This is a genomic window from Chitinimonas koreensis (assembly GCF_014353015.1).
Classification (GTDB): Bacteria; Pseudomonadota; Gammaproteobacteria; order Burkholderiales; family Chitinimonadaceae; genus Chitinimonas; species Chitinimonas koreensis.
In genome coordinates, this window is record NZ_CP060704.1 from 5569800 (window position 1) to 5596402 (window position 26603).

Here is a 26603-nt window from a genome sequence, read left to right on the forward strand (position 1 = left end):
ATATCGAGGAATGTCTCCATGCAACGACGCCCAGCTCTCCGCTGGGCGTCGTCGTCCATCTACGACCGCGCTGCGCACTAACCGGTAGCGGCAAGGTCAGCCTTGAGCTGGCACTCGATCTTCAACTGCGGCGCGGGGTCCATGCCTAGCGCTTCCTCGACGTACTTGCTGCTGCCTGCGTATTCGATGGAGAACAGAAATCCCTTGACGCACCACACCCGCGCCGAAAGTTTGGCGTGCCGAGGCAGAAGATCAAGCTCGATACGGACTTCCGCGATGAGCAGTTCTTCCGTACGGTTTGGAAATGCCAGTGCCTCGTCCAAGCTCGGGCGCCCGTCCTTCATGCGATAAAAGTTCACCTCTACGCCGTCGGGCAGGCGCTGGACCTTGTTGATGGTACGTACCTGCTCGTCCCACCGCACAGACAGCGGCTCCGGCAATCGTGCACGGACGGCATCCAGGACGAGTTGTTCGAGACTGGAAAGGCTCGTACCCCGGCGGAGCAGCTTCAGCAACAGATCGATCAACGACATGGGCACCCCGACAGTTCAGCCCCCGCAGCGCCATAGGCGGCACCCGCCGCAGTTCCCTTGATTGCGTTCGGTACCCGGACCCACTGTTGGAATAGGACGTTCGGCATTGGATTCTCGAGCTTCCATGCTTTTGCCATGAAACGATAACGGAATGGGTCGGACAGGGCGTGAACTTCCCTTGGAACATAGTTTCCATTCCACAGGGACCGAGGTCCACCCATGCGGTTCGGAATCCAATGGGAGAACTCCTTGCCCAGACCTCGCGTGCCAGCAGCGCGAAGTCCACTGTAGCCGCCCGCCGCGAGCGATACCCCGATCCCCGCCCATTCGCCATAACTGTATGCGTCAGAGCACGGGTCGACACCGCCATCGATCCCGGCCACCTCACGCAGTTCGTCACCAAACCCAGCAGCAGCGCGTCACCCATCCCCGCGGAGAAGTCGACCAGCCCTTGCGGCAACGGGTCGCCGAAAGCCCACAAGCCGTAAGGATCGACGAACGCGATTGGGTTTCCGGAGACGTAGGCATAGCCATTGATTCCGCCCAACAAGCCGATGGGATCGGGCTGCGTATAGCTGCCCGTGCTTGGGTCGTAGTAGCGGTGCCAGTTGTAGTACAGGTTCGATTCGGCGTCATAGTAGTGGCCCGCGAAGCCCAAGTTGAGGTCGCCGAACACTGCGTTGCGCTGCGTCACTTCACGATGGTAGGCGAGGTTGCGCGCGCGCCAGACCACGTTCTGCGCTGCGTTCGTCACCACTTCCGGCCGGCCGAGGTGATCCCCCGCGATGTGATGCAGCTGCCCATCGCGGATCACGCCGACCGGCATGCTGCCGAGGTAGACGTAGTTCGACGACGACACGATCGTATCGTCGCGCAGCGCGCTCTGTTCGGCCAGCAAGGTGCCGTCCTCGCCGTAGAGATAGAGGCTCAAGCCGACCCGCGACACGTTCGTCGGGAAGCATCCCGGAACGTAGCCGCCCCGCCGGCACTCCGCAGTCAGACCGGCGAACTGCAGCGTGGCCTTGTATGTGCGCTGTCCGCGATGGTTGCTACCGTACTCGACCACCGCCGGCGCACGTTGGGTGCAGCGCGACGGATCGGTCGGTTCGCAGACCGTGCCGACATCGTATGGGCGGAACAGGAAGCGCTGGACGCCCCACGGGTCGTAGTCGAACAGCGTACTTTCGCCATTGTCGAACTGCTCGCTGCGGCGACCGACCAGGTCGTAGGCGTACATCCGGTTCGACGCGCCTGCGATCTCGGTCAGATGACCATCCGAGTAGACGAAGTCGTGACCACGGCCGGCGCGGTCGTAATACTCGCGGTTGCCGATCGCGTCGTAACTCCAGGTCTCCGCGACACCGCTGCGCGTGCTGCTGGTGAGCTGCGACATCGCATCGTATCCGTACGTCTGCGACGCCGCCGTATCCTGGCTGTGGCCGACGCTGGACATGCGGCCGACCTGGTCGTAGGCGTAGCTCAGTGTCTGAACGGCACCGAGGCCAATCTGTGTCGACCGGCCGTTCAAGTCGGTTGCCCTCGTCCACTCCAGGCCATTGCCAGCGATATAGCGGGAAACAGTCCCGTCGCTGCCGTAGCCGATCTGGTCGACAACATTGCGGCGCAGGCCGCCGATCAGGGCGTCGACCTTCTCGACGCGCCCGCCCACGTAGCCATATTCGATCGCGTCGCCGTTGGGGTAGTCGAGCGCGAACGGACGGCCGTAGCTGTCGTAGCGGTAGCCCACACGCTGGGACCAGTTGGCCACCAGACTGTTCTCGGTCCGCGACAGCGGACGGCCGTAGTCGCCGTAGGTGTAGCTGGTCTTCCAGGCGGACGGGCCATACACCGCGCTGCACAGGCGGCCGACGCCGCCCGAACAGGTGTCGTACACGAAGGTCTCGGCCTTCTCGTCGAACGTCTGGACACCGGACGGCGATGGCGAGATCGGCTGGGTGGCGTACGGCGCGCGGATGACCCGCATCAGCTGATAGCCGTTGCGCGCCTGTGCCGACAGCTTGCCGGCGGCGATCTTCGTCACCCGACCAAGGGTGTCGTAGGTGTAAACGCGCGCGCTGCGATCCGCCGAGGTGACCATGTCGAGCTGACCGGCCGCGGTATACGAATACTCGGTGGCGCCGGAGTCGGGGTTTTCCTGCAGCAGCAGATTGCCCAAGCCGTCGAACGACTGAACGGTCATGCCGCCGACGGGCGGCGCCACCGTGACGCGCAGCGCGTAGTTCGCATCGGCATCCGCAAAGGCGTAGCTGACGCTCGTGCGCCCGTTCGCGTCGTTGGTCGCGATCCTGCGTCCGATACTGTCGTACTCGAAAGTCGTGGACTGCAGGAGCGGGTCCATGACCGAGGTCAACTGGCCGTTCGCGTCATAGCCGAACGTCGTCGTGGCATCGCGTTCGAGCGGCGGCTCGTACAGCGAACTGCTCGGCCACGGTGCGAATTTCGCACCGCTGACGGCCACTAGGCGGCCGCTCTGGTCGTAGCGGCGGAATTCGCCGCGCTCGGTGCCGCCGGGTGCATAGATCGGGCTCGTGCAAAGCAGCGTGCCATCAGGCTGGGTGGTGCAGCTCCCCTCGATGACTTGGGCAGTGGAAGAGCGGCGCTCGACCGGCAGCGACAACGCGTTGTACGCGATCGATGTCGTCTGCTCGGTGTAGCGCCCAGGCGCCGACGCAGCATAGCGCAGCACCTGCGACGTCAGCCTGCCTGCCTCATCGTATCGCTGGCGCAGTTCGGGCTTGCCTGGTTCGCGCAGAACGCTGAGGTTGCCGAACCGGTCGTACTCGAAAACGCTCGTTTGCGCGGAGCCGGCGTAGTAACGGGTCGACGTACTCACTCGCCCGCGCGCGTCATAGCTGAAGTCGGTCTTTGCGCTATTGGGATCGGTGACCTGCGTGGGAAGACCTGCGGCGTTGTAGCTATAGCTCGTCCGGTGATTCTTCGAATTGGCGACGGACAGCACGTCACCGTGGCCATTGAGGGTCGTGACGACGCGATCACCGGTGCCCGCGACCGGGCCGTCTTCGGCAATCGTCTGGATTCTCGGATCGCCGCTGGCGAACAGCGTGTACAGGTAGGTCGTCTTCTCTTCGACCAGGCGACCGACATGGCTGGTGACGGTGACCGACTTCAGGCGGTTCTTCACATCACCACCGACGCTGCCGGCGCCGACCGTCGCGGTCGTGCTGTCGGCATAGGCGTAAGTCGTGGTTCGGATCGGCCGATCGGCGTTGCGCGCCGCGGCGTCGACCTCGCCTTCGGTGATCGACAGCAGTCGATTGTTCACCGTGTCCCACTCCAGCGTCGTGTAGCGAAGCCCGGACGGCGTCGCGCTGCTGATGCCTTCGCGCTTGCTGCGCAGACGGCCGGCGCTGTCGTACTGGAAACGCGACTCGATGCCGTTCCAGTCGAACGTGTTGGAGACGCGGCCGCTGCCGTCGTATACGTACGACGCTGCGGCCTGCGGGCAGCCGTCGAACGCCGGGCGATCGACTTGGGTCAGCTTGCGCGCACCACCGTACAACCCATAGCGATAGCGGCTGGTCAGACCCAGGGCATTGGTCACATCGGTATAGGTGCCGGCCGAATCGGCACCGTAACTCAGGGTTACCTTCTCCGCACCGCCGGCATGCGCGGTGCTCTTGCCCCAGCCGTTCGGGTGATAGTCGAACGTCGCATAGCGAACTCCACCGATGGAAACGCCGGTGAGCCGGTTGAGAAAGCCTGTGTTCTCGTAGTGGTAAGTGCGCGAGTCCGCTGCCGTTCCGGGATAGTCGACTGTGGAGAGCCGATCCGCCGTCGCGCCCTCGTAAGGACTGGTGTAGCTGTACGCATAGACGTTGCCGGCCGGATCGGTGACTGACGTGGCCAACGCGCGCGCGGGATCGAAGGTGATCGTCACTGCGCGTCCGCCGCTCCGCTGGATAGTGATGCGGTCCGTGGCGTAGGTGTAGGTCCACGCGATTCCGAATTCGTCGGTCATGCGGCTGACGCGCCCGCCGAGGTCGAAATCCATGGAGGAACCACCATCGCGCCGCAGCGAGTAGCCGATGCCAGGCACCTTCACGATCGACGTGAGCGGATCGGCACTGCTCTTGAACTTGCCCGCCTCGGCATTCCAGTTGTAGCGATATTCGCGGCCGGATTCCGTCCGCACCACGAGCGACGTCGGGTTCGTGACGCGCGAACATTCCCCGCCGCCTGCGAGCCGCGCTTCGCATTCGAGCACGGGATTCGAGAGAGTGCCCGAGTAGAACGCGAGCGTGTGTTCGACATTGCTGCTCCAGCCCGCACCGAACAGGCCTCGCTCGTGGTCGGAAGCCGCCGAATAGGTGCGCACCAGCTCAAGCGGCATTTCGCCGGTACCGCCGAAATCGGCGTCGATCTGGACCTTGTTGCCGCTCTGCACCACGATCGGATTGCCCGCGACCGCGCTGGTGCCGGGCACGGTGCTCACGCAAGGATCGGAGGGCAGCTCGTTCTCGTTGTCCGCGATCGGCGCCAGCACAAGCTGACGCGTCCGGCTATCGACGGTTCGGAAGATGCGCGCGAAGCCGCCTTGCCGTATCGGCTGCAACGGTAACGGGTAACCGATCACGGTATGGCCGGGCAACTGGCGCTGAGCAAATGCCTCGGTGGGCACTGACAGCGCGGCCGACGCAGCCAGGGCGGAGATGGCGGCAGGAAGAAGGGAAAGCGGTGAACGTGCGAGCGATCGGAACAATTGCTTCATGGGGTCACGTAGCTCTTGAGGGGGCGGTTCGCGAGCACAGGTACTGCCTGTGCCGTATGGGGACGGGCGGGTCGGTGGTCGGGGTGGGGCTGTGCTCCCGCTTCGGTCCATGGTCAGCGAGTGGAGTGTCGCGATCGCGTCCGTCCTCGCAGCCCGGCTGATGCCTTCGGCGGGATGGCCGGACGAGAATCTGGCGGCAACGTCAAGCGGACCGACAGGGAGATGCGTTTTGGGGGAAGCGGCATGGTGCGCTGCGGTCGTCGCATCGATTGCGACTGCGCAGTCAGCCGCCAGGGCGATCGAGTCGACCCCGGCATCGCGCTTCCGCCTGTTTCATGTTTTGGCAATATCGAAAAGCAGATCGATACGACACCATAGAAAAAGGCGTCGCGCCTCTATCTCCTGGTAGGGGTCGGGCCGCAGTCGATTGGGTAAGGGTCAGCTGCTCGCCGCGTACCAAGGAACTGGATCGGTGATCGTGGCCTGGGCTGATGGATTCCCAGACCGTGCTGGCCGCGCGTTCGATTCATCAAGAGAATGGCCCCCGAAGGGGCCATCCAAGCTCAATGCACCAACTGCCGTGCCAGCGCCACCTCCACCGAGTCACCGTCCTGGTTCAGGACGTCGAGCCCGGATTCCGGTACGTCGCCCGACGTGCTCTGCGACACCATGATCTTCCTCGCCATCAGCGACAGGCACGTCATCTGCGACGTGCCCGCATAGCCGAGGAAGATCACCTTCACCGACTGCTTCTGCCCAATGCGCCATGAGCGCCGAGCGGCCTGTTGCAGGCTGTAGACGTTGTAGCCCGACTGCATGAACACGATCGTTGGGAAGTCGAGCAAATCGAGGCCAGTCTTCACCAGCTCCGGATTGGTGATGAGGACATCGATGCCGCGATCGAGCTGCTCGGCAATCCAGTCCTCGCGGCGTGCCGCATCCACGCTCGCGCGCAGTACCGCGACCTTGAGGCCGTGTTGCTCCAGCAGCACCTTCAAACGCGACGTCGTATCGCGCGTGCCGGTGTAGACGCTGTAGACCAGGGTCTTGCGACCTGCTGCCTTCTCCTGCCGGCAGATCTCGATCAGCTCGCGTTCCTTCGGCATGACCTGCATGTCGTGGAACTGAGCCGGGACGAACGCCAAGGTCTGACGTGTACGCGGGTGCGTCACCACTTCGGAACGGAAACAGCAGTCCGGCCAGGCCAGCAGCACGTTGAGGACCACACCGAGAAGCGTCGTGTCCCGCTTCGCCAGCGCTTGCCGCAGCTCCGCGTTGAGCCTGCCCGCCAGATCGCGATAGGCCGCGGCTTGCGCCGCATCCATCGCGACCTCGCGAAACTCCTCGTCGTACGGCGGCAGCACATTGCCGCCGATGTCCCGCAGCTTGAGGAACACCGTGAAGGGCAACACACAACGCAGCACGCCCTTCGGCCCGAAGCCCGGCGCCTTGACAGTGCGCACCGAGACCTTGGTGCCCTTGGCCGTCTTGTGCGCCGTGCCGGTGCTCTCGGAATAGATGTCCTTGAGGACACCGTGATCGCGCATGAACGCCATCGCGGCCGACGTCATGCTGCCGCTCTTGGTGGGACGGTAGCCGTCTTCGATCATTCGCCCAGGCAAGGCACGGAACAGCAGGTGGAACAGGTCGTCGCCGTACCCGCCCATCAGCGTGCCAGTGAGCAGCAGCGTTCTGCGTGCCTTCGCCGCGAGTACCCCCATGGCCTGGCCCTGTGCACTACCACCGTTCTTGTACTCATGCGCCTCGTCGGCGATGAGCAGGTCGAACGTGCCTTGCGGCAAGTAGCGCTTGATGTACTCGCTGGGCTGGTAGCCGCCCTCACCAAAGCCGAACTCCATGTTCGCCATCGCGCGCTCCATGCGGTGCGCTTGACGGTCGGAGAAGACCAGATCGCCACGGTCGTCCATCAGGTTGATGAACTCGTGGATGTTGTCCCCGAGCATCGACGCAAGGAACGCGTCGCCGAACTTCTGCATCAGCTTCTGCGCGGTGACTTCGCCGATGGTGGGAATGCGCTTGAGGGCGCGGAGAACGGCCGATGATTGGTCGCTGGAGGACAAGCCCCTGGGACGGATCAGCGTCCACAGCGCCGAAGCGCAGTGGGCGCACTTGCGGCGATATTCCTCCGCCTCGAGCGCGGCGACGTCGATCGGTTCGCCATCGAGGTCAGTAATGACATGGCCGCACTGCGGGCACGTCCCGACGTCGTAACGCGCCGTACGCCGCCGGCTGAAGCTGGGCCGCCAGTGGAAGCCCATCCTCATCCGCACCCGACCCAAGACGAAGAACTCCTGGGCCCGCGTCGGCACATCCAACTGCTCGCGCAGCTTCAGCAGCTTGACCAGCGTGTCGGGTCCGTTGAGCACCCAGACTCGCGCGCCGGCGACCGTCTCCTGAATCTCCCGCCGCCACTTGTAGACTAGGTGCGGCGGTGAGACGACCAAGGTGCGACGGAAGCCTTCGGCGTTGAGCACGGCAGCCGTCGCAATGCCGACGGTCGTCTTGCCGCAGCCCATTTCGCCGTTGACGATTGCGGCGCGTTCGCCGCGGTCGACGAGCAGCTCGGTGACGGCATGGACCACTTCGGCCTGCGCAGGAAACAGTCTCCGTTTGAGACAGGCGATGACGAGCTGCCGATGCGCACGCGGTTGTCCGGTGTAGACCGGCGGGTTGGCGCGGTTCAACGAGTCGAGCAGCTCGTCGCCGAACTCGGAGACGAAGTCCTGCAGGCTGAGCGTGAGAGAAGCGTTGGCTGCGTCGAGCAGGTCGCCCTGTACAGGCGTGCCGTCGGCGGCGAGGGAATTTCCGAGATCGAGGGGCATGGTGCGGCTCCAAAAGAATGGGGCACGCACCTCCCCCGCAGGGGCGATGACGTGCCCCGGGTGGGAAGAAATACAGCGGAGGAAATCGAAGGGGTCAGTAGTCGCTGGGCAGCAGCACGGTCGTGACGCTGCGATCCCATTCGGTGATGATCCAGATCTTCAAGTCCGGCCTGACCTGATACGACGAGAACAGTCGGTCTTCGCCCGACCTCAAAGCGGCGTCGTTCGAGCGCCGATCCGCTGCGCTGAGATCGCCCCAATCGCCGCCGAGGTGGCGGTGCAGATACGGGATCGGGTTGAGCCGGCCCTGCTGGACCAGTTCATCGACCGCGGCAGTAGCGACAATCCGGCCGCTCGGGAAAAGCGGGGTGGAAATGCGTTCGGCGGTGGGTGCTGCGGTTGACATGGTGGTAGCTCCTGGATGTTCGGGGCCACCATCCCCAGCGGGGTGTTGGACCCCGTGGGTGAAAAGAAGGAACGCGTGCGACGTCAGGAAACGGCCGCGATCGGACAAGCTTCGGAAGGCAGCGCGATGTACGTCGCGCTGCGATCGGCTTCCGTGTAGATGCGAATGGTCAGCTCGCGCGTGACCACATAGATCGAATCGAGGTGCCCACCTAACGTCAGCGCACCGTTGTTCTCAAACCACTGCAGGTCCGAGACGTCACCCCAGTCGCCACGCGTGTGGCGATGGAAGTACGGCATCGGGTCGAGGCGGCCTTCCTGCATTTTTTTCTCGACGCCTGCGCTGAAGATCAAGGCGCCGATCGGGAACAAGCGCCGCGGCCTGCGGCTGTTGCTGGAAGCCATTGATGGTTCTCCTTTCGCGTGGAAGGAGGAGCCACGGCCCCCATCGGGGAACGTGGCCCCGGTGGGTGGATGAGCACGACGGCAAGCCGTCGAGGAAAGGCGGTCAACGAATGGTCAGCACCTGACCATGCGTCGCCGAGCCCGGGGTCATGTCCCAGGCCCGGATGACCGGTACGAACTTGTCGGTGAGGATCCGCGTTTCGGCCACGGAGCCGTCGTCGCGTTCGGTGTATTCCGTCTGCAACGTCTTCTCCTTGTGCGTGTCGCCTTTGACGGCGAGCACGCGCCCGGTCTTGGATTGCACGACACCGGAAATCGCGCCTGCGGCCAGAGCCAAGGCGAGATGCCAATGCGACAAGGCCCGCGCCGGCGGCCGCAATGACTGCTGTGCGGCCCCGAGGTGCGTATCGAATGCGGGCCACAGGCCCTGCAGCCGACCGACCTCGTCACCGAACTGTTCGGGCTCCATCGACACGCGGTAGAAGTGCTCCGGCGCCTCGACGCTGGCAGGGACCGTGTATGGCAGGAACGGCCACTCGACCGGCAACTCCTCGGCATCGGCGTCGCCTTGCCCGATCTGCAGCAGCAGACCACGCGTGGCTTTCACCGCGTCCGAAGCCTGATCGCGTTGACGAATCCGACGGCCGAAGATCACCACCTGCTTGAACTGCGTTTCCACCGCTCGGTAGATGCGCAACTCGGCGAAGTGGCGCGTCAGCCATCCGACCAGTTCGGCGTCCAGCACATAGGCCGGCACGATAAAGATCAACACGCCGTCGTATTGCAGCAGCGGCAGCGTGCGCTGGTAGAACAGCTTTTCCAGCCTGGCGCGGCCCTGGCCCTGGTAACCGATGTTGCCATCGGCGTCCTTCGACAGATCGCCATAGGGCGGATTGAGCCAGAGCAGGCCGAAGGACTGTCGCGAGATCAGCGTGTCCATCAAGTCGCCATGGATGCAATGGTCGACCAACTGCCGGGCGTGGCTCGCACGCTCGCGGTCGAACTCGACTGCGAACGCGGACACACGCTCGCGGCCGAGCACGTGCGCGGCCTCAGCAATGGCGACGCCTTCGCCTGCACACGGATCGAGGATGCACATCGGTCCGGCGGCCGGCGCCAGCGCGGACAGTGCCCGCTCCAGCGTTGGCTCGTCGGTCGGAAAATAGCCTGCTTTGATGAAATTGCGCGCAATGCGCCTGAACATGAGCGCCATGACGTTGCTCCTCAGAAAGGGAAGAAGAAGCAGGCGTACGCTGAAGCGCACGCCTGTCGCGGGAGATTCATGCCGCGAGAAGAGCGGCCCTGTTCGGCGCGGCCGCACACGACGCCTGCAGCGTGCCGCTGCGGATCAGCGCGCCCAGCGCCGACGTCAGCGTCGGCACATCGAGCGCGAGCCGATGGCCCTCCAGCGGCCCGAGTGCGAGCGGCAGACGCGTCAACATCTGCTTGCTCTGCAACAGCGCCAGCACGGTGTCGCGCCAGTGATCGAGCAGCGGCAGCGGGCAGGTTTCCTGCACCAGCATCCACAGCCGGTCGAGCCCATGTGTCGCACCGTGCGGCAAGAGCATCAACGAGCTCGCGTTGGCCTTGTCGGGCCGCACGCAGCGTCGATCGAACAGCCACAGGTTCGTCACGGAGCCGAACAGCGTGCGCCGGTATGCGCGCGTGCTGCGTTTCTCCAGGCTGTCGGCGTTACCGACGCAAAGCGGCAGCGATCCGCCGTCGGCGACCAGATGGAACTGGTCCAGACCGCGTTCGTCGCCCGCCAGGGTCAGGCGCGCCAGAAACTCCTGGATCGCCGTGTCGCGCGCCCAGACCGACAGGAAGACCAGATTGCCGCGCTCATCGCCGACGCAGCCGTCGGCCATCAGGTCGGGGCACTCGTCGATGCGGTACAGCGGGTTGGAAGAGAGGGGATCGGGCATGGTGATGTCCTCGGAAAAAGGACGGGGACAGCACTGCCCGCAGGGGCCAATGTGCCCCGTCGGGTGGATGAAAAAATCGCTCAATGGAGCTCGAACTGCCCCGTGAGCGCGTTGTAGTGCAGCGCTTCGTGCCCTTTCCGGATCGGCGTGAATCCTTCCAGGTAGATGTGGCACCAATACAGCGTGCGGTACTTGAGCGCCTGCGCCGCTTGCGCGTCGCTCAATCCGTTCGCGACGAAATGAGCGTGCAGCTCCTCGTCGGTCGCTTCGTCGCTGTTGGACAGCTGGTCTTCGACGAACCGCAGCAGCGATTCGGGAAGGGATGAGAGGACAGGGTCCATCACACGGCTCCTTGAAAATTGCCGGAGTCCTCCCGTCGGGGAGGAACCCCGGCGGGTAGCGATGTTTGATGCAGACGATCAGGCCTGGGCCCGACGCCATTCCTGGGACAACGGTGCGAACTCGTAGCCCAGTGCGTCGAGCCGATCGCGCTGCTGGCGCAGGATGCGACGATCTACTGTCGCGTCGAGCTTGAAGACCGCCGCCAACGGCCAGAGCGTGCCGAACAGCGCCGCGTCGTCCGCATCGGCCGAAGCCTCCGCGGATGCAGCGGCCGGCTCGGTGCCGAACGGCGTGGTGTCGATCAGCGGATCGCGCGGGTTGCGCGGCGCCGCCTTTGGCTTGGCCTTGGGCGTTGCCGGCGCGGGCGCCTGCGCTTCCTCGTCGAGCGGGTCGATCTCCTGCGGCGTCAGCCGACGGGCTTCATCACGGCTCAGCCCATCCGCCTTGGACAGCGTCATGCCGCCCAGGTGAGCGCGGATTTCGATGACCATGCGGCCGTTGGCGTTGTACGTCGAGGGTCGAATCTCGGTGACGATGAAGTCGCCGTCGTACTTCCCTTCGTCGTACTGCTCCAACTCGGCGTTCTTGACCACGAACTCGCCGATGGATGTTGCGAGGCGACCGACCTTGAAGTCGCCATTGCGACCGTGAATGGTCTTGATGGCCAACTGGCCTGGGATGGTAATCATGGGGTCTCCTGCAGAATGGCCGGCGCGCGCTGTCGACGGGTTGGCCGCAGCGCTCACGTGCGAGCGAATGGAACGAAGGCCCCGGGCGGCGGGGCCTGCGAATCAGAACGACTCGGCCATGGCCGGCGCAGACGCGTCGGTGGGCACTTCGTCGAACGTCTCGTTGGCAGGCGATGCCAAGGACGACACCCCTTCCGGATCTGGCGCGGCATCGGACTTCGCGGCATCCGCTGCGTCCTCGCCATCGGCCGGCTTGGACTCGGCCCTGTAGACCTGCTTGCCGTCGACCTTGATGAAGCCGATGAACAGCAGGCGCGCCTTCAGACTGACGCCAGGCTGGCCGGCATTCTTCCCTTTGGAGTAGGTGAAGATGTCGGTCCACAGATCGCCGAGCTTGAAGCCGATCAAGACCTTCTTCTCGGCCTCGACCGCCTGGATGCAACGACGGACCAGGTGCTGCGCTTCCGTTCCCGACACGCGCGTGTCGAAACGTACGTACGAGACGTCATCGCTGGCGCCGTTGAGCGCTGCGATGTCGCAGGCGAGGAAGGGATCACCTTTCTTGGGCTTCACTTCTCGGATGCGATTGAGATACCCGATGCCGGTGGTGTGCAAATCGAAGTAGGACTTTTCGGTGGAGCTGGACATGGTGAATCTCCCGAGCAATGGAGCGGAGATACACCTGGCCCTGGCGGGAGGTGTGGAACCCCCGCGTGGGTTGATGGAGCGACGTGGCATCGCCATCGGAGGCCGATGGATGTTCGCGTAGAGATGCCGATGCGAACGGGTCGATCAGCGCGGCGGAGCCACGCCGTAGCCTTGAGGACCGTGGCTACCTGGGCATGCTGCTGACCTGAGTCAGCGAGACATAGTTGCAGCGTTGCACAGCAAGGCGCGGTGCTCGATTGGGAATCGGCATGTGCAACGCACCCGTTTCCTTTCCCGCTGCTCGGGGCGACCCGCATGCGCTGGCGAGGGCCGATACGAAGCGCACGCCAGCATTGGGCTGCGGAGCGTCATGCGCCATCCCGCTCGCACAGGGCATGGTCCGACATGCAGCCGCGCGTAAACGAAGACGCCCCCAGCGGGGGCGCCAGGTCGTGCTCAGTGCGTGTGCGGTTCGGGTGCTACCGCCTGCAACGACAGGTGCGTGTCGGTGGCCGTGACTACGAGGTCGTCCTCGCTGCCGAGAAGGTGTGCGAACACGCCCTCCTTCGGATCGAGGTATTCCCCGAAGTCGTCGCCGCCCAGTTCGTCGTTCACCCGGTGCCACCAGTCGTCGAATGCGTCGACGTCCGGGTTGCAACCGACGGCGTAGGCCAGCAGTTTCTGCTTCCCTTCCGGCGTGCGTTCACCGCGCTCGGCGAGGAAGTAGACGCCGCGGTCCTTGGCGAGAACGAGGCTGCATTGGTTCGCAATGGCTTCGGCCAGAACAGGACGCAGGTCCGTGCCTTTGAATCGCAGCATGATGATCTCCAATCGTAGAAGGATGGCGATGTCGCCAGATGGGGACGACCGAGCGCCGACCGTCCTTGCGGACGGTGGCGCCGAGGTCGTTTTGCTACGGAGACAGCAGGATCAATGACGGGGCGATTTGGCTCCGGAGACGATCGCGACCCGGATCTGGCGCCAGCTGCCGTCGTCGATCAGGCTTTCGAGCGCACTGCCGAGCGAATCGAAGTGCAGCGAATCGATCCGATCGACCTGCTCGCCGTTGCGACTCAGCTCCACCGCATAGAGGTCGTGGGCACGCTCGTACAGCACCGTGACCTGGCCGCGGAATTTCGCCGTCGCGACCGTGAAGCTGATCGCCGGCGGCGTGCGGATGATGTCGGCGGGCAGCGGATCGACCCACGTGAAGTCGCTCGCATTGGCATCGACCAGCATGTGCGTGATGCGCCGAAAGCGGTCCGGTGCGGGTAGCTGCTCCAGCTGGTTGATGAGTTCCTGCAACTCGGGGCAACGCGGCTGCGGAATGGGGAGCTTGGCCGGCGCCGAGCCGAGGACGTACGTCTGCACGCAGTAGGGCGTGCCATCCTCGGTGTGCCGGATGCTCTCCTCCGGCGTATCGGCGCGCAGTCCGTCGAAGCGGCGTCTGGCATACGGCCAGACTTCGATCTTGGTGCCCTCCTCCGGCACCACGCTGACCAGGGTGCGATCGAGCACCGCGAACGCGGCACGCCCGGTCTTGACCACGATGGCGTCGTCGAGCATCGCGATCACCTTGCCCTCGAACGGCTTCGGGTCGAACGCAAAACCCATTGCGGAAGGCTTGGGCAGACCGTCGAAGATGCTGAACTTGAAACTGCGGACGTTGGTCGGGATGTGGCCGACGACCAGCGTTCGGAGCTGTGCTTGAATGGCTTGCGTATCCATGGGAGAACTCCTTCGGAAAAGCAGGAACTCCCGCCGCAAGGGAGAGAGTCCCTTGTGGGTGGAATGGACGCGCTGTGCGCCCGGAGAGCAGAACAACCGATGCGGTGAGTCGCATCGCAGCCTTGAAGGTCTCGGCTGCCTGGGCATGCCGCCGAACACGTCGGCGAAATATGCGCGGCAGCCTACGAAGTGATGTCGTCGGCGTCGTGGCTTAATCGGCTTTCTGGGCCATCCGACTTCCCTGGCGCGAAGCAAAAGAGCCCCATTCGGGGCTCTCGTGCTGACGCTTCAGTCCTCTTCAAAGACAGGCAGGCCGGTGAGCACCGGCGCGCTGGGGTCGAACACCAGAATGCGCGTGTCGGCCAATGCGGCAAGGCGCAAGACCCACTGCAGTGATTCGGGCAAACGCGCTTGCTGCCGCCGCAGATCCTTCGCATCGTGACCGACCACCGCCAACAGGTTGGCGTCGGTCCAGGGCGTCGAGATCAGCTTCACGCCGACGGCGTCGCTGCTCGGTACGTGGAAAGCCTCGAACAGCAGCCCGGTCGGCACGGCCAGATCGGCGATGGCGCGGAGGTAGCGCATCGCCGCGTCGGTGATGTGCGCGGTGCTGATTTCCCAGCACCGGCTGTAAAAGCCGGTTTCGAACTGCAGGCGGCGGACGACTTCGCTGGCCTCTTCGTGCGAATACGTGTCGGCGACGCGGCATGGTTGCCCCGCCTCATCGGCCATCACGGCATGCACCACCGGCGACGCGACACCACTGATGCCGTCTTGAATATCCCGATCGTCCGGTGCTGCCTGGCCTTCGGTGATGAACACGAAGTCATTGGTGAAGATGCACGCACGGTCTTTGACCTGGTCGTCGCGCAGGTGCGATTGCGTCGGGTGCAGCGGGAAATGCTTCGGTGCACGTTCGTCGAATTGGACCGTGACGAAGCGCTGGATCGTGAGGCCGTGATAACCCCGGAGAAAGGGGTTGTTCAGAGGATGGGACATGGCGACTCCTGTGTAGAAGTGCCGAAGCCCCTGCCGGGAGCGAGCCCCGGCGAGCGGATGAAAAACAATGGCCACCTCGCGGTGGTGATGAAACCGTCAGCGCGCGAGCACGTTTTTGACGGGGTAGCGCACGGTCAGGACATGCCTGCCGTTGTGATCGCGAAAAGTCGTGCCATCGGGAACGGGCACCCAGTTGATCCAGTCATGGACTTCCACCGTAGTGCCATCGACCAACCGCGCACGGAACCACCGGCCTGGCAGGTGCTCGTCACCATAGAAGCCCGCGAGTGTTCGGGTGTGATGCTCGTTGAGCCGGCGTACGGTTTGCCGAAGGGTCGGCGCTTTGCGTGATTGCGGCGTCGGTGACGAGACCGCGACGGCGCGGGGTGTTCGGGGCATGGCGCACTCCTGAAAAGCGGAGGGACATGGCCCCGGCGGGACGCATGTCCCTCTCGGGGTGGATGAAGGAGAACGAACAGGCTGGTTACCAACCCACGTAGTTGAGGAGCAGATCGGCGATGACTTGCCGACGTTCCAGATCGAGATTCTGGAAATCGGCGAGACCGTGGAATCCGCAGCGCTTGAGCATCGCGCCACCCTCACGGTCGTTGTAGAAGCTCACCATCGCCGACAGGAACATCTTCTGGCCCGAGCTCAAGACGCCGAGCGCATCGTTGGCCAGGAGCAAGTTGGGCCGCAGATCCCATTTCGTCTTGGCGCGGCGGAGACCTTCTTCCGTACCATCACCGAACCATTGGGCGCCTGCGATCTCCACGCCGCGCTTCCATGCGCGAAAGAATGCGGCCGGCGCTTTGTCGAAATGCGCGATGTCCCGCGCGACCTGATCGAAAACCTCGTGACGCAACGGCAGATTCATGATGAAGCTCCTTGCTGGTTGAGAACTACGGATAGGCGCGCTGCGTCCAGACGTGGTTGTCCAACGCGTGCTGGGCGGCTTCGTAGGTCGGGAAGTACTCGACGGATTCCCGCGAAAACGGGCCTTCGTCGTCCTTCGTGCCGATGTAGTGGCCGGCTGCGCTACGCAGCACCTGCACAGGCAGCGATTTGCCGCTGTAGCGCAGGGCGAGCGCACCCATGCATACCGTTGGCGCGGGGGAAGATGCCGAGGGTTCGGACATGCCGTGCTCCTTGCGAATCGGGGAGCACGCATCCCAGGGGATGGCTCCCATGGGGGGGTGAAAAATGCATCGTCGCCAGGGCGAGCGTCCGCGGATTCGATGCGAAGCGGACTGGTTCGATCAATGCGGCGAACCGCATTGCAGCCTTGAAGATCGAGGCTGCCAGGGCATGGTGCTGACGACGTCAGCGACACATGAGGCGAGCATGGAAGCGCGGCATGGTGCCGTCGCGGAGGAAACCGAACTGCCTAGCGTCCGCTTTGCGAGAGCGCCTGCAGCAAACGCTCACCGACCCAGGCGATGCATGGCACCGCCATCGAATTGCCGATGGCCTTGTAGCGTGGTGCATCGGCGGCGGGCCGGCCGCGATAAGGCACCTGCGTGTAGTGGTCCGGCATGCCCTGCAGGCGCTCGCACTCCACCGGCATCAACCGGCGCACGCGCCATTGCGACCAGTTCGCCGCCGCCGGATCGATCGGGCTGTAGTGGAGGTGGACGTCGTCGAGCGGCGTCAGAACGTGGCCGTCGTCGCCACCAACGCTGCCTGTGAACAATGTTGGCGGAAGGCCATTGGCCAGTGCCATAGACATGCCACCTGCCAGGAACCAAATGCCAAAGTATCGCCCGGCCTTGGACTAACTTGCCGCAACCGAAAAAGTGCGAGTCAAGGCCATAAGGGGATTTGTCGAACCATCCACTGCTGGAAGCCTGGGTGAAACTTCCATGCGAGCAGTGCGAGGCCCATTGCTATGGGCAGCCATGCGAGTACTCGTAGCAACCATAGGGTTCGTACAAGGAACGAGCGCTGTTTGGCAAAACCTCGCTCGGCCTGTTCTAGCCGGCCCGCGATAGATGCGGGATAGCTCTTTATCTTCTTTTTGAATTGGTCAAATATTATATTAAAACCGTGATCAATACGCGCTAGTTGCAAGAGTTGATTGTGAGTCATTCCGGAGAATAACAGCACCACCAGGATAGCGCCTAGGAAAAGCAGATAGGCTTCGATTATTCCTTCTGTCTTATAAATGACGGCGAGCACGGCAAGTGGTAATGGAAGCCCGAGGAATTTGGCAGCACTATCGCCCATGACAGAGCTAATTTTCCCCGAAAAATCCAGTTCCATCTGCGCAATCTCCAGTCGCACTTTCTCAAACGAAAAATTGCTTACGAAGCAATCAATATCAAATGCATATTTTTCGAGCACCTCTGGCCAGCAATTAATTAAGAACGTAAATGTGTTTACATCCGAGGGCGCGCGACCAATAGCATCGGCCACAGCAAGCCGGAATAAAGATCGATGCTCATGAATGTGAAGTGCATGCGAGTTCTCATCGGATGCGATTCTACGCAGCGGCAAGAGATTGAGGCGATTCTCGGCAAGAGTGGATGGTTCTAGCTTAGTAGACAGGCTTAATGTGCGCGGCGGCGCCTTTTCTCCTGCAGGAATGACAAAGATGAGCTTCTTGGGTGAAGTTGCTGTGCTGGTATCGTCGACCAGTGAGATCGCACTCAGCAGGTGTATAAGATCGCATAACTCATAGGCATGTTGCAGACGTTCGGGCTCATTTGGTTCTCCCGCAAGATAATCATCTTCGACCACATAGAAGTTCTGCGGACGCTCTCCCCGACTCAATGTGCGAGATCTAGCTACTAGTTCATCAACGTTCGAATAGAAACGGCCATGCTCATTGTCGGCAAGTAACCAGCAGAATTCTACGTAGTCATCATTCGTCCATTCAGGGGAATCTTCAAAACGGCCATATGTGTCATCCACGCTCTCACAAGCAGAAATGACTGTCCGAAGAGTTTCAGACACAGAGCCAGAATAGCAAAATTTCCCGTCTTCGATTACGGAACGTTTGCTCTCCCTGTACAGTGACACAATATGTGAGAACATAACTTACCCAGCAGCTATTACCGGCAATTGCGCCCGAGCGGCAAGTGCTTCTTCGACTTTATTCACCATGTCCTGTGGCAGGCGGGTGAACTTAAGGCTTTGCTCCTCCGCATCATAGATTATTTCTGCATCTTGAACACCAAGCGCGCCGTTTTCGAAGCTGATTTGCCAGTGTGATGATTTTCCCGCAATTCTGGTATAGACGCGCAATGCTTTCGCACTTACGGGGAACTCGTCAGGAATTTGTACACTTTCACTGTTCAGGTGTCCCTTCAGCCCATCAACGTGATGTTCCAGATCCACGCCGACGACATGTCGAACTACAGCGGCGATTTTATCGAGTGTAATCATGGCACCGTCCTCTCGTGCCTGCATGTACTCGATTACAGCGAGTCGAGCCGCAGAAGCTTTTTCTCTAATCGGCACGACAGATTTAACGAATGCGCGAACGGCGGTAACAACTGCTTTTGTCGTTCGGCCGGAAGCAACGCCCTTTTCACATCCAAGCGCTTCAACAAAGTACCCGGCGACGTCCGCCTGAGACCTGCGATTAATGAAACACAGGTATGTCTTTTCGGTGGTTTCCTCCGCCTCCTGTTCTGTGGCTAATCCATCCCCAGCGACCGGCGCCAAGAATTCACCATAGCGATCGAGGTTTACCCGCGCCGCTTGATGTAGTTTCGACAGATCAATCTCGATAATCTCGGTTGGCTCAAGTTCGGCAGAGAGGACCATGCCACCACGTTCCTTGATCATAGCTACGAGGAGAAATGTCGAACCCTGTGATCGATAAGCGAAGAAGCAGACGTGGCCACCTGTCGCAAAATTCTGAGCGGCGGCTTTGTCTTTAAGTTCTTTCATGGCCACCTTCGACATGGTGATAAATGTCTCTTCGGTGCAATCGCTAATCAACGGCTGTACGGAAGTGGGAAACATACCCTCGCGGCGATTAGTGCCGAACTGCCCCCAGAAGACCGCGCTCCCATCTTTTCCGACCAGCTTAGCCAATTGTTCGGCTAAGGACCGCACAACTGGTTTAGTAACGTCCAAAACGGAGTCCCGCGTGCGGATGTCGGCGGCGGTAGCGCCAGTCGCCTTATCCAGAGTGTGAATGATCGCAAACCTGAGTTCGTCCATAGCCCCCCCCAATATACGGCCCGCCCGTCGCAAGGATTGCGACCTGCCCGGCGATAGTCCAGCAACCAGCATGACCGGTGGGTCACGAATTATGCAATCGCGAGGGGTTACGTCGCAGCTTTCGTTGGTGTGTATCTAACATCTCGGCGGGTATCCGTCTGGGAACCTCTGACGCGGTAGCATTGAAGATGCGCATCAGTTTGCGATGTGCGTTACACAGAGAATAGACGCAAAGACCAGGGCGCCGAAGGCCCGAGAGCCTTCGGCTGGAGACGAAAAGAACCACCTGTGGGCTGCTGCAATCGGCCGTCGTCAAAAGCCGCGCTGCGTCAGCATTCGCACTCGGCCCGTATCGTGGCTGGGGCCGAAATCCTTCGGCACGCATCCGCGCACAAAGGGAGCCCGTTGTTCCGCCGGCGGGCACCGGCGCGGAATACCGTCGACCCGAAGGGTCTCCTGACGGCTCGCGTGCGATGGCGCACCGGCAAGGCTTCAGGAGACCCCTCGCGATCGACGGAAGAGACAGCGATCAGAGGAATGGCGACGGACGCGATTCGCGGAGAAGCGGCCTTCCCGCCTCATGGTCAAAGCGACCAGCGGAGACGTGCACACCGTTGCAGAAGGGAGCGCGCGCTGGGACTCCCGCGTGGCGCGGGAGGATGCCGCATCGCCTACTGCGATGCGGCAACGGGGAGAGGTCAAGATGCCTTGCGTGAGATGCGACGCTTGCGCGGTGCCGTACTGCGGCCGGTCGAGCTTTCGAGCTGCTGCGTGCCCGTGCAATCGGGGTAGCGACTGCACGACCAGAACGCGCCGTTCTTGCCGTTGCGCTGCTGCATCGGCGAATTGCATTTCGGACAGGCCGGCGCGGGCGGCAGGTCGATCGCGAGCGTCGCGCTGCGATACTGCTGCACGAGCTGAGCGACCCAGGCGGACTGCCGCGCGATGAACATCTCCAGCGTCATCTGTCCGGCCTCGATCATGTCGAGCGCCTGCTCCCACACTGCCGTGGTCCCCGGATCGGCGATCGCCGCCGGTACCGCGTCGATGAGCGTGAATGCCGCGTCCGATGCACGAATGGCGCGGCCCTTCTTCACCAGATAGCCCCTTCCGATCAGGCCGGTAATGATGCTGGCACGCGTCGCCTCGGTGCCGATCCCGGTCGTATCCTTGAGTTTCTGCTTCAGCCGCGGATCGGTGACCATCTTTGCGACACCCTTCATCGCTTTCACCAAGGCGCCCTGCGTGTAGTGCTTCGGCGGCAGCGTCTTCAGCGCCTTCAACTCGACCTGCTCGACGTCGCATCGCGTACCGCTGACCAGCGCCGGCAGAATCTGGCTACGCTGGACTGGCTCGTCCGACGCGGCATCCGGTGCATCGTCGACCAGCACCACCCGCCAGCCCGGCACCACGACACGCTTGCCCACCGCCTGCAGCGTCTCGCCGCCCGCGCTCAGCATGGTCGTCGTCCGGTCGAACTCGTGATGCGCGAGAAGCTGCGCCAGGTAGTGCGCGCGGATCAAGATGTAGACCGCGCGCTCCTTGTCCGTCATCGCGGAGAGGCACGTCGGCTCGATCGTCGGGATGATGCCGTGGTGCGCAGTGACCTTCTCGTCGTTCCAGGCGCGCGAGCGCTGGTTTCGGTCGAGCTGTGCGATCAGTGGCCGAAGACTGGGATCGGTGACGAGCAGCGCATCGAGGACGGCCGGCACTTCGGCCAGCATGCTGGTGGGCAGGTAGCCGGAATCCGAGCGCGGGTACGTGGTCGCCTTGTGCGTCTCGTACAGCGACTGTGCGATGTCCAAGGTCTCCTGCACGTCGAGACCGAGCTGGCGCGAGCAGACTTCCTGCAGCGTGCTCAGGTCGAACGGCAGCGGCGCCGCCTCGCGCACACGCTCGGTTTCGACGGACTGCACCTGCGCTTCGCGTGCACCACGGATGCGCTCGACCGCTCGCTGCGCGATCGGCTGCTGCAGGCATCGGCCTTCGGCATCGGCACTGCCTTCAGGTGCGATCCAGTCGGCCTTGAAGGACTGGCCAGCGTGCGATAGCACGACGTCGACGACCCAATACGGCACGGCGACGAAGCGCGCGATCTCGCGATCACGGTCCACCACCAGGCGCAGCGTCGGCGTTTGCACCCTGCCCACGGACAGCACACCGGAGTAGCCGGCCTTGCGTCCGAGCACGGTGAACAACCGGCTCAGGTTCATCCCGATGAGCCAGTCCGCGCGCGAGCGGGCGAGCGCCGCGTAGTACATCGGCAGGGTTTCGGTCGCCGGCTTCAATGCCGCGAGCGCAGCGCGAATCGAAGCATCGTTGAGCGCCGACAACCACAGGCGCTGCACGGAGCCGCGGTAGCCGCACAGATCGAGGATTTCGCGGGCGATCATCTCGCCTTCGCGATCCGCGTCGGTGGCAATCACCAGGTGTGTAGCACGACCGATGAGCTGGGTGACGATCTTGAGCTGCGCCGCGGTCGACGTCTTAGGTTCGACGCGCCAGCGCTCGGGAATGATGGGCAACTGCTCCAGCGACCAGCGCCTGTACTGCTCGCCGTACGCCTCCGGTGGCACCGCTTCGACCAGATGACCGATGCACCAGGTCACGACGATGCCGGGACCGTTGTAGCAGCCGGATCCACGCTGGCTCGCGCCAAGGACGCGAGCAATGTCCTTGCCTTGGGATGGCTTCTCGCACAGGAACACGCGCATGAAGCCTCCAGGTTGTGCGTGATCGTTTTCGGATGACGATCAGCATCCCTGTCGGGCATACGATGGGCAGCAAACAACACGGCAACGCAGGCCGCCGCATATGCCGGGCCGGAGGATCAGCTTGGTTGGTGCAGGTCCAAGATCGGTGTTGGCGCATGAAAGCGGAAGTTTATTGCGGCAGCCGCTTTCAGGTTATGTGTGGCAGCATTATCTTGCTGAATATGAACTGGTAACTGCCGTCTGCAGCCTTTTCGAGGACCACCATGTTATCCGACTGCCAAAACAAGAAGAGGTCAAGTAGCCGATAGTGAAACATGTCCCGAACCATGCGGATCAGGATTAGGGTGATTCCCAAGGGGAATGGACGAACGACGTATTGACCTGCGCACCTATCCATGTGCTCGTCCATCATTTCAATAAAGCGTGCGCTGCGACGTGAACTAAGCACGACTCGAACGACACCTTCTTTTTCCAGTATCTGATCGAGTCGCCCAAGGTCAATATCTTTGTACGTCAACACCACATTAGGTGTCGCATCCCGGACGATCATATCAGCCAACGTATTTGGAAGCTGGCCCTCGCCCGACAAGCGATGGGTAAACTCCTAGCCTCGCTCCAGACTGTCGCCACATGATCGTTCGCCTCCACAAGCAAGCCCGTACCACCCCTGCCATTCGCGCCGAAATCCAGGCTGCCAGCGGTACTCACGTCGAACTCGCCCAGCGTTTCAACGTCAGCGTCGCCACCATCATCAAATGGCGTAATCGACGCAGCGTCGAGGATCGCTCCCATACCGCACACACGCTTCAAACCCGTCTGCTCCCTGCTCAGGAGGCCGTCGCCGTCGAATTACGCCAGACCTTGAAGCTCGGCCTGGACGATTTGCTGGTCGTCGTACGCGAATTCCTCAATCCGAAAGTGTCCCGTTCCGGCCTGGATCGCTGCCTGCGCCGGCATGGCGTCGGCAACCTGCGCGATCTGGAGCCCGCCCGCGCGGCTACGCCCAAACACAAGCCGTTCAAGTTCTACGAACCAGGTTACGTGCATCTGGATGTGAAATATCTGCCGCAGATGCCGGATGAAACCGAACGGCGCTATCTGTTCGTCGCCATCGATCGTGCCACCCGCTGGGGATTCGTGCAGATTCGTCCACACAAGACAGCCATGGCGGCCCGCGGCTTTCTGGCTGCGCTGAGCAAGGCGGCGCCGTTCAAATTACGGACACTGCTGACAGACAACGGTGGCGAGTTCACGGACCGCTTGTTCAACAAGCAAAAGCAGGCAAGTGGCGAGCATGAGTTCGACCGGCTGTGCCAGTCGCTCGGGATCGAACACCGGCTGACCAAGCCGCGCCATCCGCAAACCAACGGCATGGTCGAGCGGTTCAATGGACGCATCGCCGAGGTACTGGCCACGCACCGCTTCCAGTCCGGCGAGGACTTGGGCCGGACGATCGAGCGCTATGTCTGGCTGTACAACCAGCAATTGCCGCAACTGGCACTGCAGCATCAAACCCCGATGCAGGCGCTGAAAAACTGGCAGCGGGACAAGCCAGATTTATTCAGTAAGCGCGTAACCAATCGTCCGGGACTAGACAATTAGGCATGCGGTCGCTTTCGTACGCAATGCACGTCAGCCATTCGCGTCAACTTTGAGGTGAAGGCCTGTGCAAAGGCAACCCAGCTATCAAACCAAAAGGCAAGGCAACCATGACTCCCAGGATGGCGCCCCATACTAAGACTTCGGCTTGGGCAGTAAGCTCTATCGAAGAGCCGAGAAATGCTGCAAAGCCCCAGCTAAACAAGTAGTAGGCGATCATTCCTAATACGACCCCGCCTCCCACAACATTAACAAGGGTCAATGCGGATCTTTTCCTTAAAGCCCTTACCAAAGGAAGCCCAAGTAGCAAACAGGAGATGTAGCTAGTCGGCAGCGAGAAGAGCAGGACCAATAGGACATCATAGCGTCCTTGATAAGCTCCCCGGAGAGATAAGGCATTATCAGCATGTATGCCACCGGAAATAACGGCGACAAAACAAATGCCAGAGTGATCTTTTCAATTTTCATGACTACCTCAGCGAGAGCAACTACAGGCTTTTACAATATCGCCAGTCTGTCCGTTCCAGACACCATTGATAACTGAAGCAACTGGACTATATTGCGCTTGCAATCTACCAACTCCTTCTCCTAAGTTGCTAACTTCATTTCCCTTAATGGTGCGAACCACATAGCCTGGGTGTAATGGGTGCCCCGGCTGGGTTACATTGACCACTGCGGCTCCACCATTTAATAGGTAAGAGATAACAGGACTGTTGTTGTAGCCCCTCGATCGTTTCCAAACGAGCTTACGTAATCCAATGCATCAAACATGCTTTGTGGAGTTGACGGCGTTGCATTATTTGCCGTACCCCAAGGAGTTGCAGGTGCGGGACTACCCGGAGTTGGAGTGTTAATCATTCCCTGCATCACGCAATTTGCATCGACGCCGTTCATTTTAACTCTCACATCATACTTGTGATAGCCGGGCGAGTTTGAAGTTATTGTACTCGGCCATCCCGGAGGACGAGGGAAGCTCACGGTCGGTTGGCCGGGTCCGCCGCATGTCACGGTTCCATTTGCCGCTACGCAGTCCAACCCCTTTGGATCGATCCCGCTGAGTGGGTTATTGCTTACATAGGCATAGGTATTGATTCCACCCGCCAATCCGATCGGATCAGTCTGGATATACCGACCAACCTGTGGATCGTAATCCCGGTGGTAGTTGTAATGTAGTCCCGTCTCTTTGTCGAAATATTGTCCTGGAAACCGCAGGTTGAACGCATACGGGGCATTCGACCCGGTCGGATCTTCATCCGCGGCCGTGGCGCCGAAAGGCTCCCCGCGCCACGCCCAGATCGCCTGCTTCGCCGCATCCGTCACTAGCCGTGGCGTACCCAGATGATCAGTGTGGATGTAACGGATTTCGGTCCCAAAATCGATCACCCCGACCGGCAGCGTGTCGAGGTAGACGTATTCGCGCCGCGTCGCCCCCTGCGCATCGGTCTCCGCCAGCAACCGCCCCCACTGGTCATAGTGGTACAGCGTGGTCTGGCCCTGGTAGGTCTTGATGACGCGCTCGCCGAACGCATTGACGGTGTACTGGGCGCCGCCCGCTTCGATCAGTCGGCCGCGCACGTCGTAGCGATAGCTTTGCCGACTGTCGGTGACGCGGTTGCCGTTGGCGTCGTACTGGTAGACGCCCGCACCAGCGATCAGCCGATTGCTCGCCGGATCGATCGTCTGGTCATGCGTGATGCTGCTCGTCTGGATGCGCGTGCGGTTGCCGGTGGCGTCGTAGTCGTAGAGCCGGGTCTGGCCATCGGCCTGCCAGGCCGTGAGGCGGTCCAGTTTGTCGTAGTCGAACAGGTCGGTCTGTCCGACCGGCAGGCCCAGGCGCTGCAATAGCCGATCCCACCAGCCGCCGGCCATCTGCTGCTCGACCAGCCGGCCGCCGGTGTCGTAGCTCAGGCTCAGCGTGCTGTCGCCCAACGTCAGGCTGGTCATCCGGCCGTTCTGGTCGTAGCTGGCGCTGCGCACCTCGCCGTTGCCATAAGTCCAGCCCTTGGCCGGGCCGAAGGGCTGGTAGGCGATCTGGCTCAAGAGCGTGACGCCGGGCGCGGTGCCCTGCTTGGTCTGGATGCCCAGCGGCCGGCCCTGCGTGTCGTAGCTGTAGGTGACGATCCGCCCGCTGGGGTAGGTCAGCTGGTTCAGCAACCCCTTGGCGTCGTAGGCGTAGCGGATCAGGTATTCCTTGTCGCGTAGCCGGCGGTTATCGAGGTTGCGGCGGCCCAGCGCGTCGTAGCCGAAGGCGAACTGGCGCACCGAGGCGCCGTCGAGGATGGCGGTCAGCTTGCCGGTGGCGCTGCCGCTGCCGGCCTTGCCGTAGGCGTAGAGGAGCGCCGTGCCGTCGGCATAGGCCGTCTTGATGACGCGGCCGGCCGTGTCGTAGGTGTACTGCGTGGTCTGGCCGAGGTTGTCGGTGGTGCTCGCCGGCTGACCGTCGGCGCGTGGCACCCAGGTCGTGGTGCCGCTGTCCGGGCTGGTCTGCTTCAGCAAATCGTCGAAGCCGTTGTATTCGTACTTCGTCACCAGGCCGCGCGGATCGGTCACCGTGACCAGCCGGTTGCGGCCGTCGTAGGTGTATCGGGTAATGCCACCTGCAGCGTCGGTCAGCTTCTTGAGCCGGTTCAGCGCGTCGTACTCATAGGCGGTGACCCGGCCCTGGTCGTCCCGCGCTTCGGTGCGATTGCCGTTGGGGTCGTAGCGGTAAGCGATCCAGCCGCCGTCGGAGCGGCTTTCCTTGGCCAGCCGGCCGAGTGGGTCGAATTCGCGGTCGATGCGCAGCACGGTGCCGGCAGCGGTGGGAACGGCGGCGGTCAGCGCGGCCGCCATCAGAATCGGGCGCAGCAT

At 62.2% G+C, this 26603-nt stretch carries 22 protein-coding genes; 1 reads left to right on the plus strand and 21 read right to left on the minus strand.

The features are described from left to right. Positions 1–252: 252 nt before the first annotated feature. The 20 genes from H9L41_RS23780 to H9L41_RS23875 form a co-directional block, all read right to left on the minus strand. Positions 253–5283, minus strand: coding sequence for an RHS repeat-associated core domain-containing protein (locus tag H9L41_RS23780; protein WP_187523619.1), 5031 nt, complete (start codon positions 5281–5283; stop codon positions 253–255). 563 nt (positions 5284–5846) lie between these two features. Then, entirely contained in the window at positions 5847–8126 is a 2280-nt protein-coding gene (locus H9L41_RS23785) for a helicase-related protein (protein WP_028447340.1), read from the minus strand. 94 nt (positions 8127–8220) lie between these two features. Then, positions 8221–8532, minus strand: coding sequence for a hypothetical protein (locus H9L41_RS23790; protein WP_051319266.1), 312 nt, complete (start codon positions 8530–8532; stop codon positions 8221–8223). An 83-nt stretch (positions 8533–8615) separates the two neighbouring features. Further along, complete coding sequence (locus H9L41_RS23795) at positions 8616–8936, minus strand: hypothetical protein (RefSeq protein ID WP_028447338.1); 321 nt, start codon at positions 8934–8936, stop codon at positions 8616–8618. Positions 8937–9039: 103 nt separating this feature from the next. Beyond that, on the minus strand, positions 9040–10149 hold the full coding sequence (locus H9L41_RS23800; RefSeq protein ID WP_028447337.1) for a DUF6094 domain-containing protein: 1110 nt from the start codon (positions 10147–10149) through the stop codon (positions 9040–9042). A gap of 67 nt (positions 10150–10216) precedes the next feature. Next, positions 10217–10861 carry a hypothetical protein gene (locus H9L41_RS23805; RefSeq protein WP_028447336.1) on the minus strand — a complete coding sequence of 215 codons (645 nt, stop codon included), beginning with the start codon at positions 10859–10861 and terminating at the stop codon, positions 10217–10219. Positions 10862–10941: 80 nt separating this feature from the next. Then, on the minus strand, positions 10942–11202 hold the full coding sequence (locus H9L41_RS23810; RefSeq protein ID WP_028447335.1) for a hypothetical protein: 261 nt from the start codon (positions 11200–11202) through the stop codon (positions 10942–10944). 78 nt (positions 11203–11280) lie between these two features. Continuing rightward, complete coding sequence (locus tag H9L41_RS23815) at positions 11281–11892, minus strand: DUF3275 family protein (RefSeq protein WP_028447334.1); 612 nt, start codon at positions 11890–11892, stop codon at positions 11281–11283. 102 nt (positions 11893–11994) lie between these two features. Continuing rightward, positions 11995–12540 carry an STY4534 family ICE replication protein gene (locus H9L41_RS23820; RefSeq protein ID WP_028447333.1) on the minus strand — a complete coding sequence of 182 codons (546 nt, stop codon included), beginning with the start codon at positions 12538–12540 and terminating at the stop codon, positions 11995–11997. A gap of 456 nt (positions 12541–12996) precedes the next feature. Then, on the minus strand, positions 12997–13359 hold the full coding sequence (locus tag H9L41_RS23825) for a DUF3085 domain-containing protein (protein WP_444542011.1): 363 nt from the start codon (positions 13357–13359) through the stop codon (positions 12997–12999). 111 nt (positions 13360–13470) lie between these two features. Continuing rightward, positions 13471–14268 (minus strand): hypothetical protein, encoded by a 798-nt coding sequence (locus tag H9L41_RS23830; RefSeq protein WP_028447331.1) that lies wholly within the window; start codon positions 14266–14268, stop codon positions 13471–13473. A gap of 288 nt (positions 14269–14556) precedes the next feature. After that, entirely contained in the window at positions 14557–15267 is a 711-nt protein-coding gene (locus tag H9L41_RS23835) for a DUF5983 family protein (protein WP_028447330.1), read from the minus strand. Positions 15268–15363: 96 nt separating this feature from the next. After that, positions 15364–15666: a hypothetical protein gene (locus tag H9L41_RS23840; RefSeq protein WP_157462081.1), complete on the minus strand. Its 303-nt coding sequence runs from the start codon at positions 15664–15666 to the stop codon at positions 15364–15366. Between the two features lie 85 nt (positions 15667–15751). Next, on the minus strand, positions 15752–16144 hold the full coding sequence (locus tag H9L41_RS23845; RefSeq protein WP_028447329.1) for a hypothetical protein: 393 nt from the start codon (positions 16142–16144) through the stop codon (positions 15752–15754). Positions 16145–16169: 25 nt separating this feature from the next. Continuing rightward, a complete protein-coding gene (locus H9L41_RS23850) occupies positions 16170–16406 on the minus strand; it encodes a hypothetical protein (protein ID WP_028447328.1) in 237 nt (78 codons plus the stop codon). A 248-nt stretch (positions 16407–16654) separates the two neighbouring features. Continuing rightward, positions 16655–16990 (minus strand): DNA cytosine methyltransferase, encoded by a 336-nt coding sequence (locus tag H9L41_RS26375; protein ID WP_373278952.1) that lies wholly within the window; start codon positions 16988–16990, stop codon positions 16655–16657. Positions 16991–17070: 80 nt separating this feature from the next. Then, complete coding sequence (locus tag H9L41_RS23860; RefSeq protein ID WP_157462080.1) at positions 17071–18180, minus strand: hypothetical protein; 1110 nt, start codon at positions 18178–18180, stop codon at positions 17071–17073. A 126-nt stretch (positions 18181–18306) separates the two neighbouring features. Next, positions 18307–19440, minus strand: a complete 1134-nt coding sequence (locus H9L41_RS23865) for a nucleoid-associated protein (RefSeq protein ID WP_169730223.1) — start codon at positions 19438–19440, stop codon at positions 18307–18309. 698 nt (positions 19441–20138) lie between these two features. Further along, a complete protein-coding gene (locus H9L41_RS23870; protein ID WP_028447326.1) occupies positions 20139–22154 on the minus strand; it encodes a DNA topoisomerase III in 2016 nt (671 codons plus the stop codon). A gap of 187 nt (positions 22155–22341) precedes the next feature. Next, positions 22342–22743, minus strand: a complete 402-nt coding sequence (locus H9L41_RS23875) for a hypothetical protein (RefSeq protein WP_157462079.1) — start codon at positions 22741–22743, stop codon at positions 22342–22344. Between the two features lie 41 nt (positions 22744–22784). Between H9L41_RS23875 and H9L41_RS23880 the strand changes: the two genes are divergently transcribed. Then, a complete protein-coding gene (locus H9L41_RS23880) occupies positions 22785–23756 on the plus strand; it encodes an IS481 family transposase (protein ID WP_028447324.1) in 972 nt (323 codons plus the stop codon). 684 nt (positions 23757–24440) lie between these two features. Here the strand turns inward: H9L41_RS23880 and H9L41_RS23885 are convergent. Next, a complete protein-coding gene (locus tag H9L41_RS23885; protein ID WP_187523620.1) occupies positions 24441–26603 on the minus strand; it encodes an RHS repeat-associated core domain-containing protein in 2163 nt (720 codons plus the stop codon).

Bases quoted from the DNA above. Each gene is read 5' to 3' on its own strand.
- H9L41_RS23885 (WP_187523620.1), bottom strand. From the start codon at position 26,603: ATGCTGCGCCCGATTCTGATGGCGGCCGCGCTGACCGCCGCCGTTCCC.
- H9L41_RS23805 (WP_028447336.1), bottom strand. From the start codon at position 10,861: ATGCCCGATCCCCTCTCTTCCAACCCGCTGTACCGCATCGACGAGTGC.
- H9L41_RS23870 (WP_028447326.1), bottom strand. From the start codon at position 22,154: ATGCGCGTGTTCCTGTGCGAGAAGCCATCCCAAGGCAAGGACATTGCT.
- H9L41_RS23825 (WP_444542011.1), bottom strand. From the start codon at position 13,359: ATGCTGCGATTCAAAGGCACGGACCTGCGTCCTGTTCTGGCCGAAGCC.
- H9L41_RS23780 (WP_187523619.1), bottom strand. From the start codon at position 5,283: ATGAAGCAATTGTTCCGATCGCTCGCACGTTCACCGCTTTCCCTTCTT.
- H9L41_RS23810 (WP_028447335.1), bottom strand. From the start codon at position 11,202: ATGGACCCTGTCCTCTCATCCCTTCCCGAATCGCTGCTGCGGTTCGTC.
- H9L41_RS23795 (WP_028447338.1), bottom strand. From the start codon at position 8,936: ATGGCTTCCAGCAACAGCCGCAGGCCGCGGCGCTTGTTCCCGATCGGC.
- H9L41_RS23865 (WP_169730223.1), bottom strand. From the start codon at position 19,440: ATGGACGAACTCAGGTTTGCGATCATTCACACTCTGGATAAGGCGACT.
- H9L41_RS23820 (WP_028447333.1), bottom strand. From the start codon at position 12,540: ATGTCCAGCTCCACCGAAAAGTCCTACTTCGATTTGCACACCACCGGC.
- H9L41_RS23790 (WP_051319266.1), bottom strand. From the start codon at position 8,532: ATGTCAACCGCAGCACCCACCGCCGAACGCATTTCCACCCCGCTTTTC.
- H9L41_RS23845 (WP_028447329.1), bottom strand. From the start codon at position 16,144: ATGAATCTGCCGTTGCGTCACGAGGTTTTCGATCAGGTCGCGCGGGAC.
- H9L41_RS23815 (WP_028447334.1), bottom strand. From the start codon at position 11,892: ATGATTACCATCCCAGGCCAGTTGGCCATCAAGACCATTCACGGTCGC.
- H9L41_RS23880 (WP_028447324.1), top strand. From the start codon at position 22,785: ATGATCGTTCGCCTCCACAAGCAAGCCCGTACCACCCCTGCCATTCGC.
- H9L41_RS23800 (WP_028447337.1), bottom strand. From the start codon at position 10,149: ATGGCGCTCATGTTCAGGCGCATTGCGCGCAATTTCATCAAAGCAGGC.
- H9L41_RS23785 (WP_028447340.1), bottom strand. From the start codon at position 8,126: ATGCCCCTCGATCTCGGAAATTCCCTCGCCGCCGACGGCACGCCTGTA.
- H9L41_RS23850 (WP_028447328.1), bottom strand. From the start codon at position 16,406: ATGTCCGAACCCTCGGCATCTTCCCCCGCGCCAACGGTATGCATGGGT.
- H9L41_RS23835 (WP_028447330.1), bottom strand. From the start codon at position 15,267: ATGTCCCATCCTCTGAACAACCCCTTTCTCCGGGGTTATCACGGCCTC.
- H9L41_RS23840 (WP_157462081.1), bottom strand. From the start codon at position 15,666: ATGCCCCGAACACCCCGCGCCGTCGCGGTCTCGTCACCGACGCCGCAA.
- H9L41_RS26375 (WP_373278952.1), bottom strand. From the start codon at position 16,990: ATGGCACTGGCCAATGGCCTTCCGCCAACATTGTTCACAGGCAGCGTT.
- H9L41_RS23830 (WP_028447331.1), bottom strand. From the start codon at position 14,268: ATGGATACGCAAGCCATTCAAGCACAGCTCCGAACGCTGGTCGTCGGC.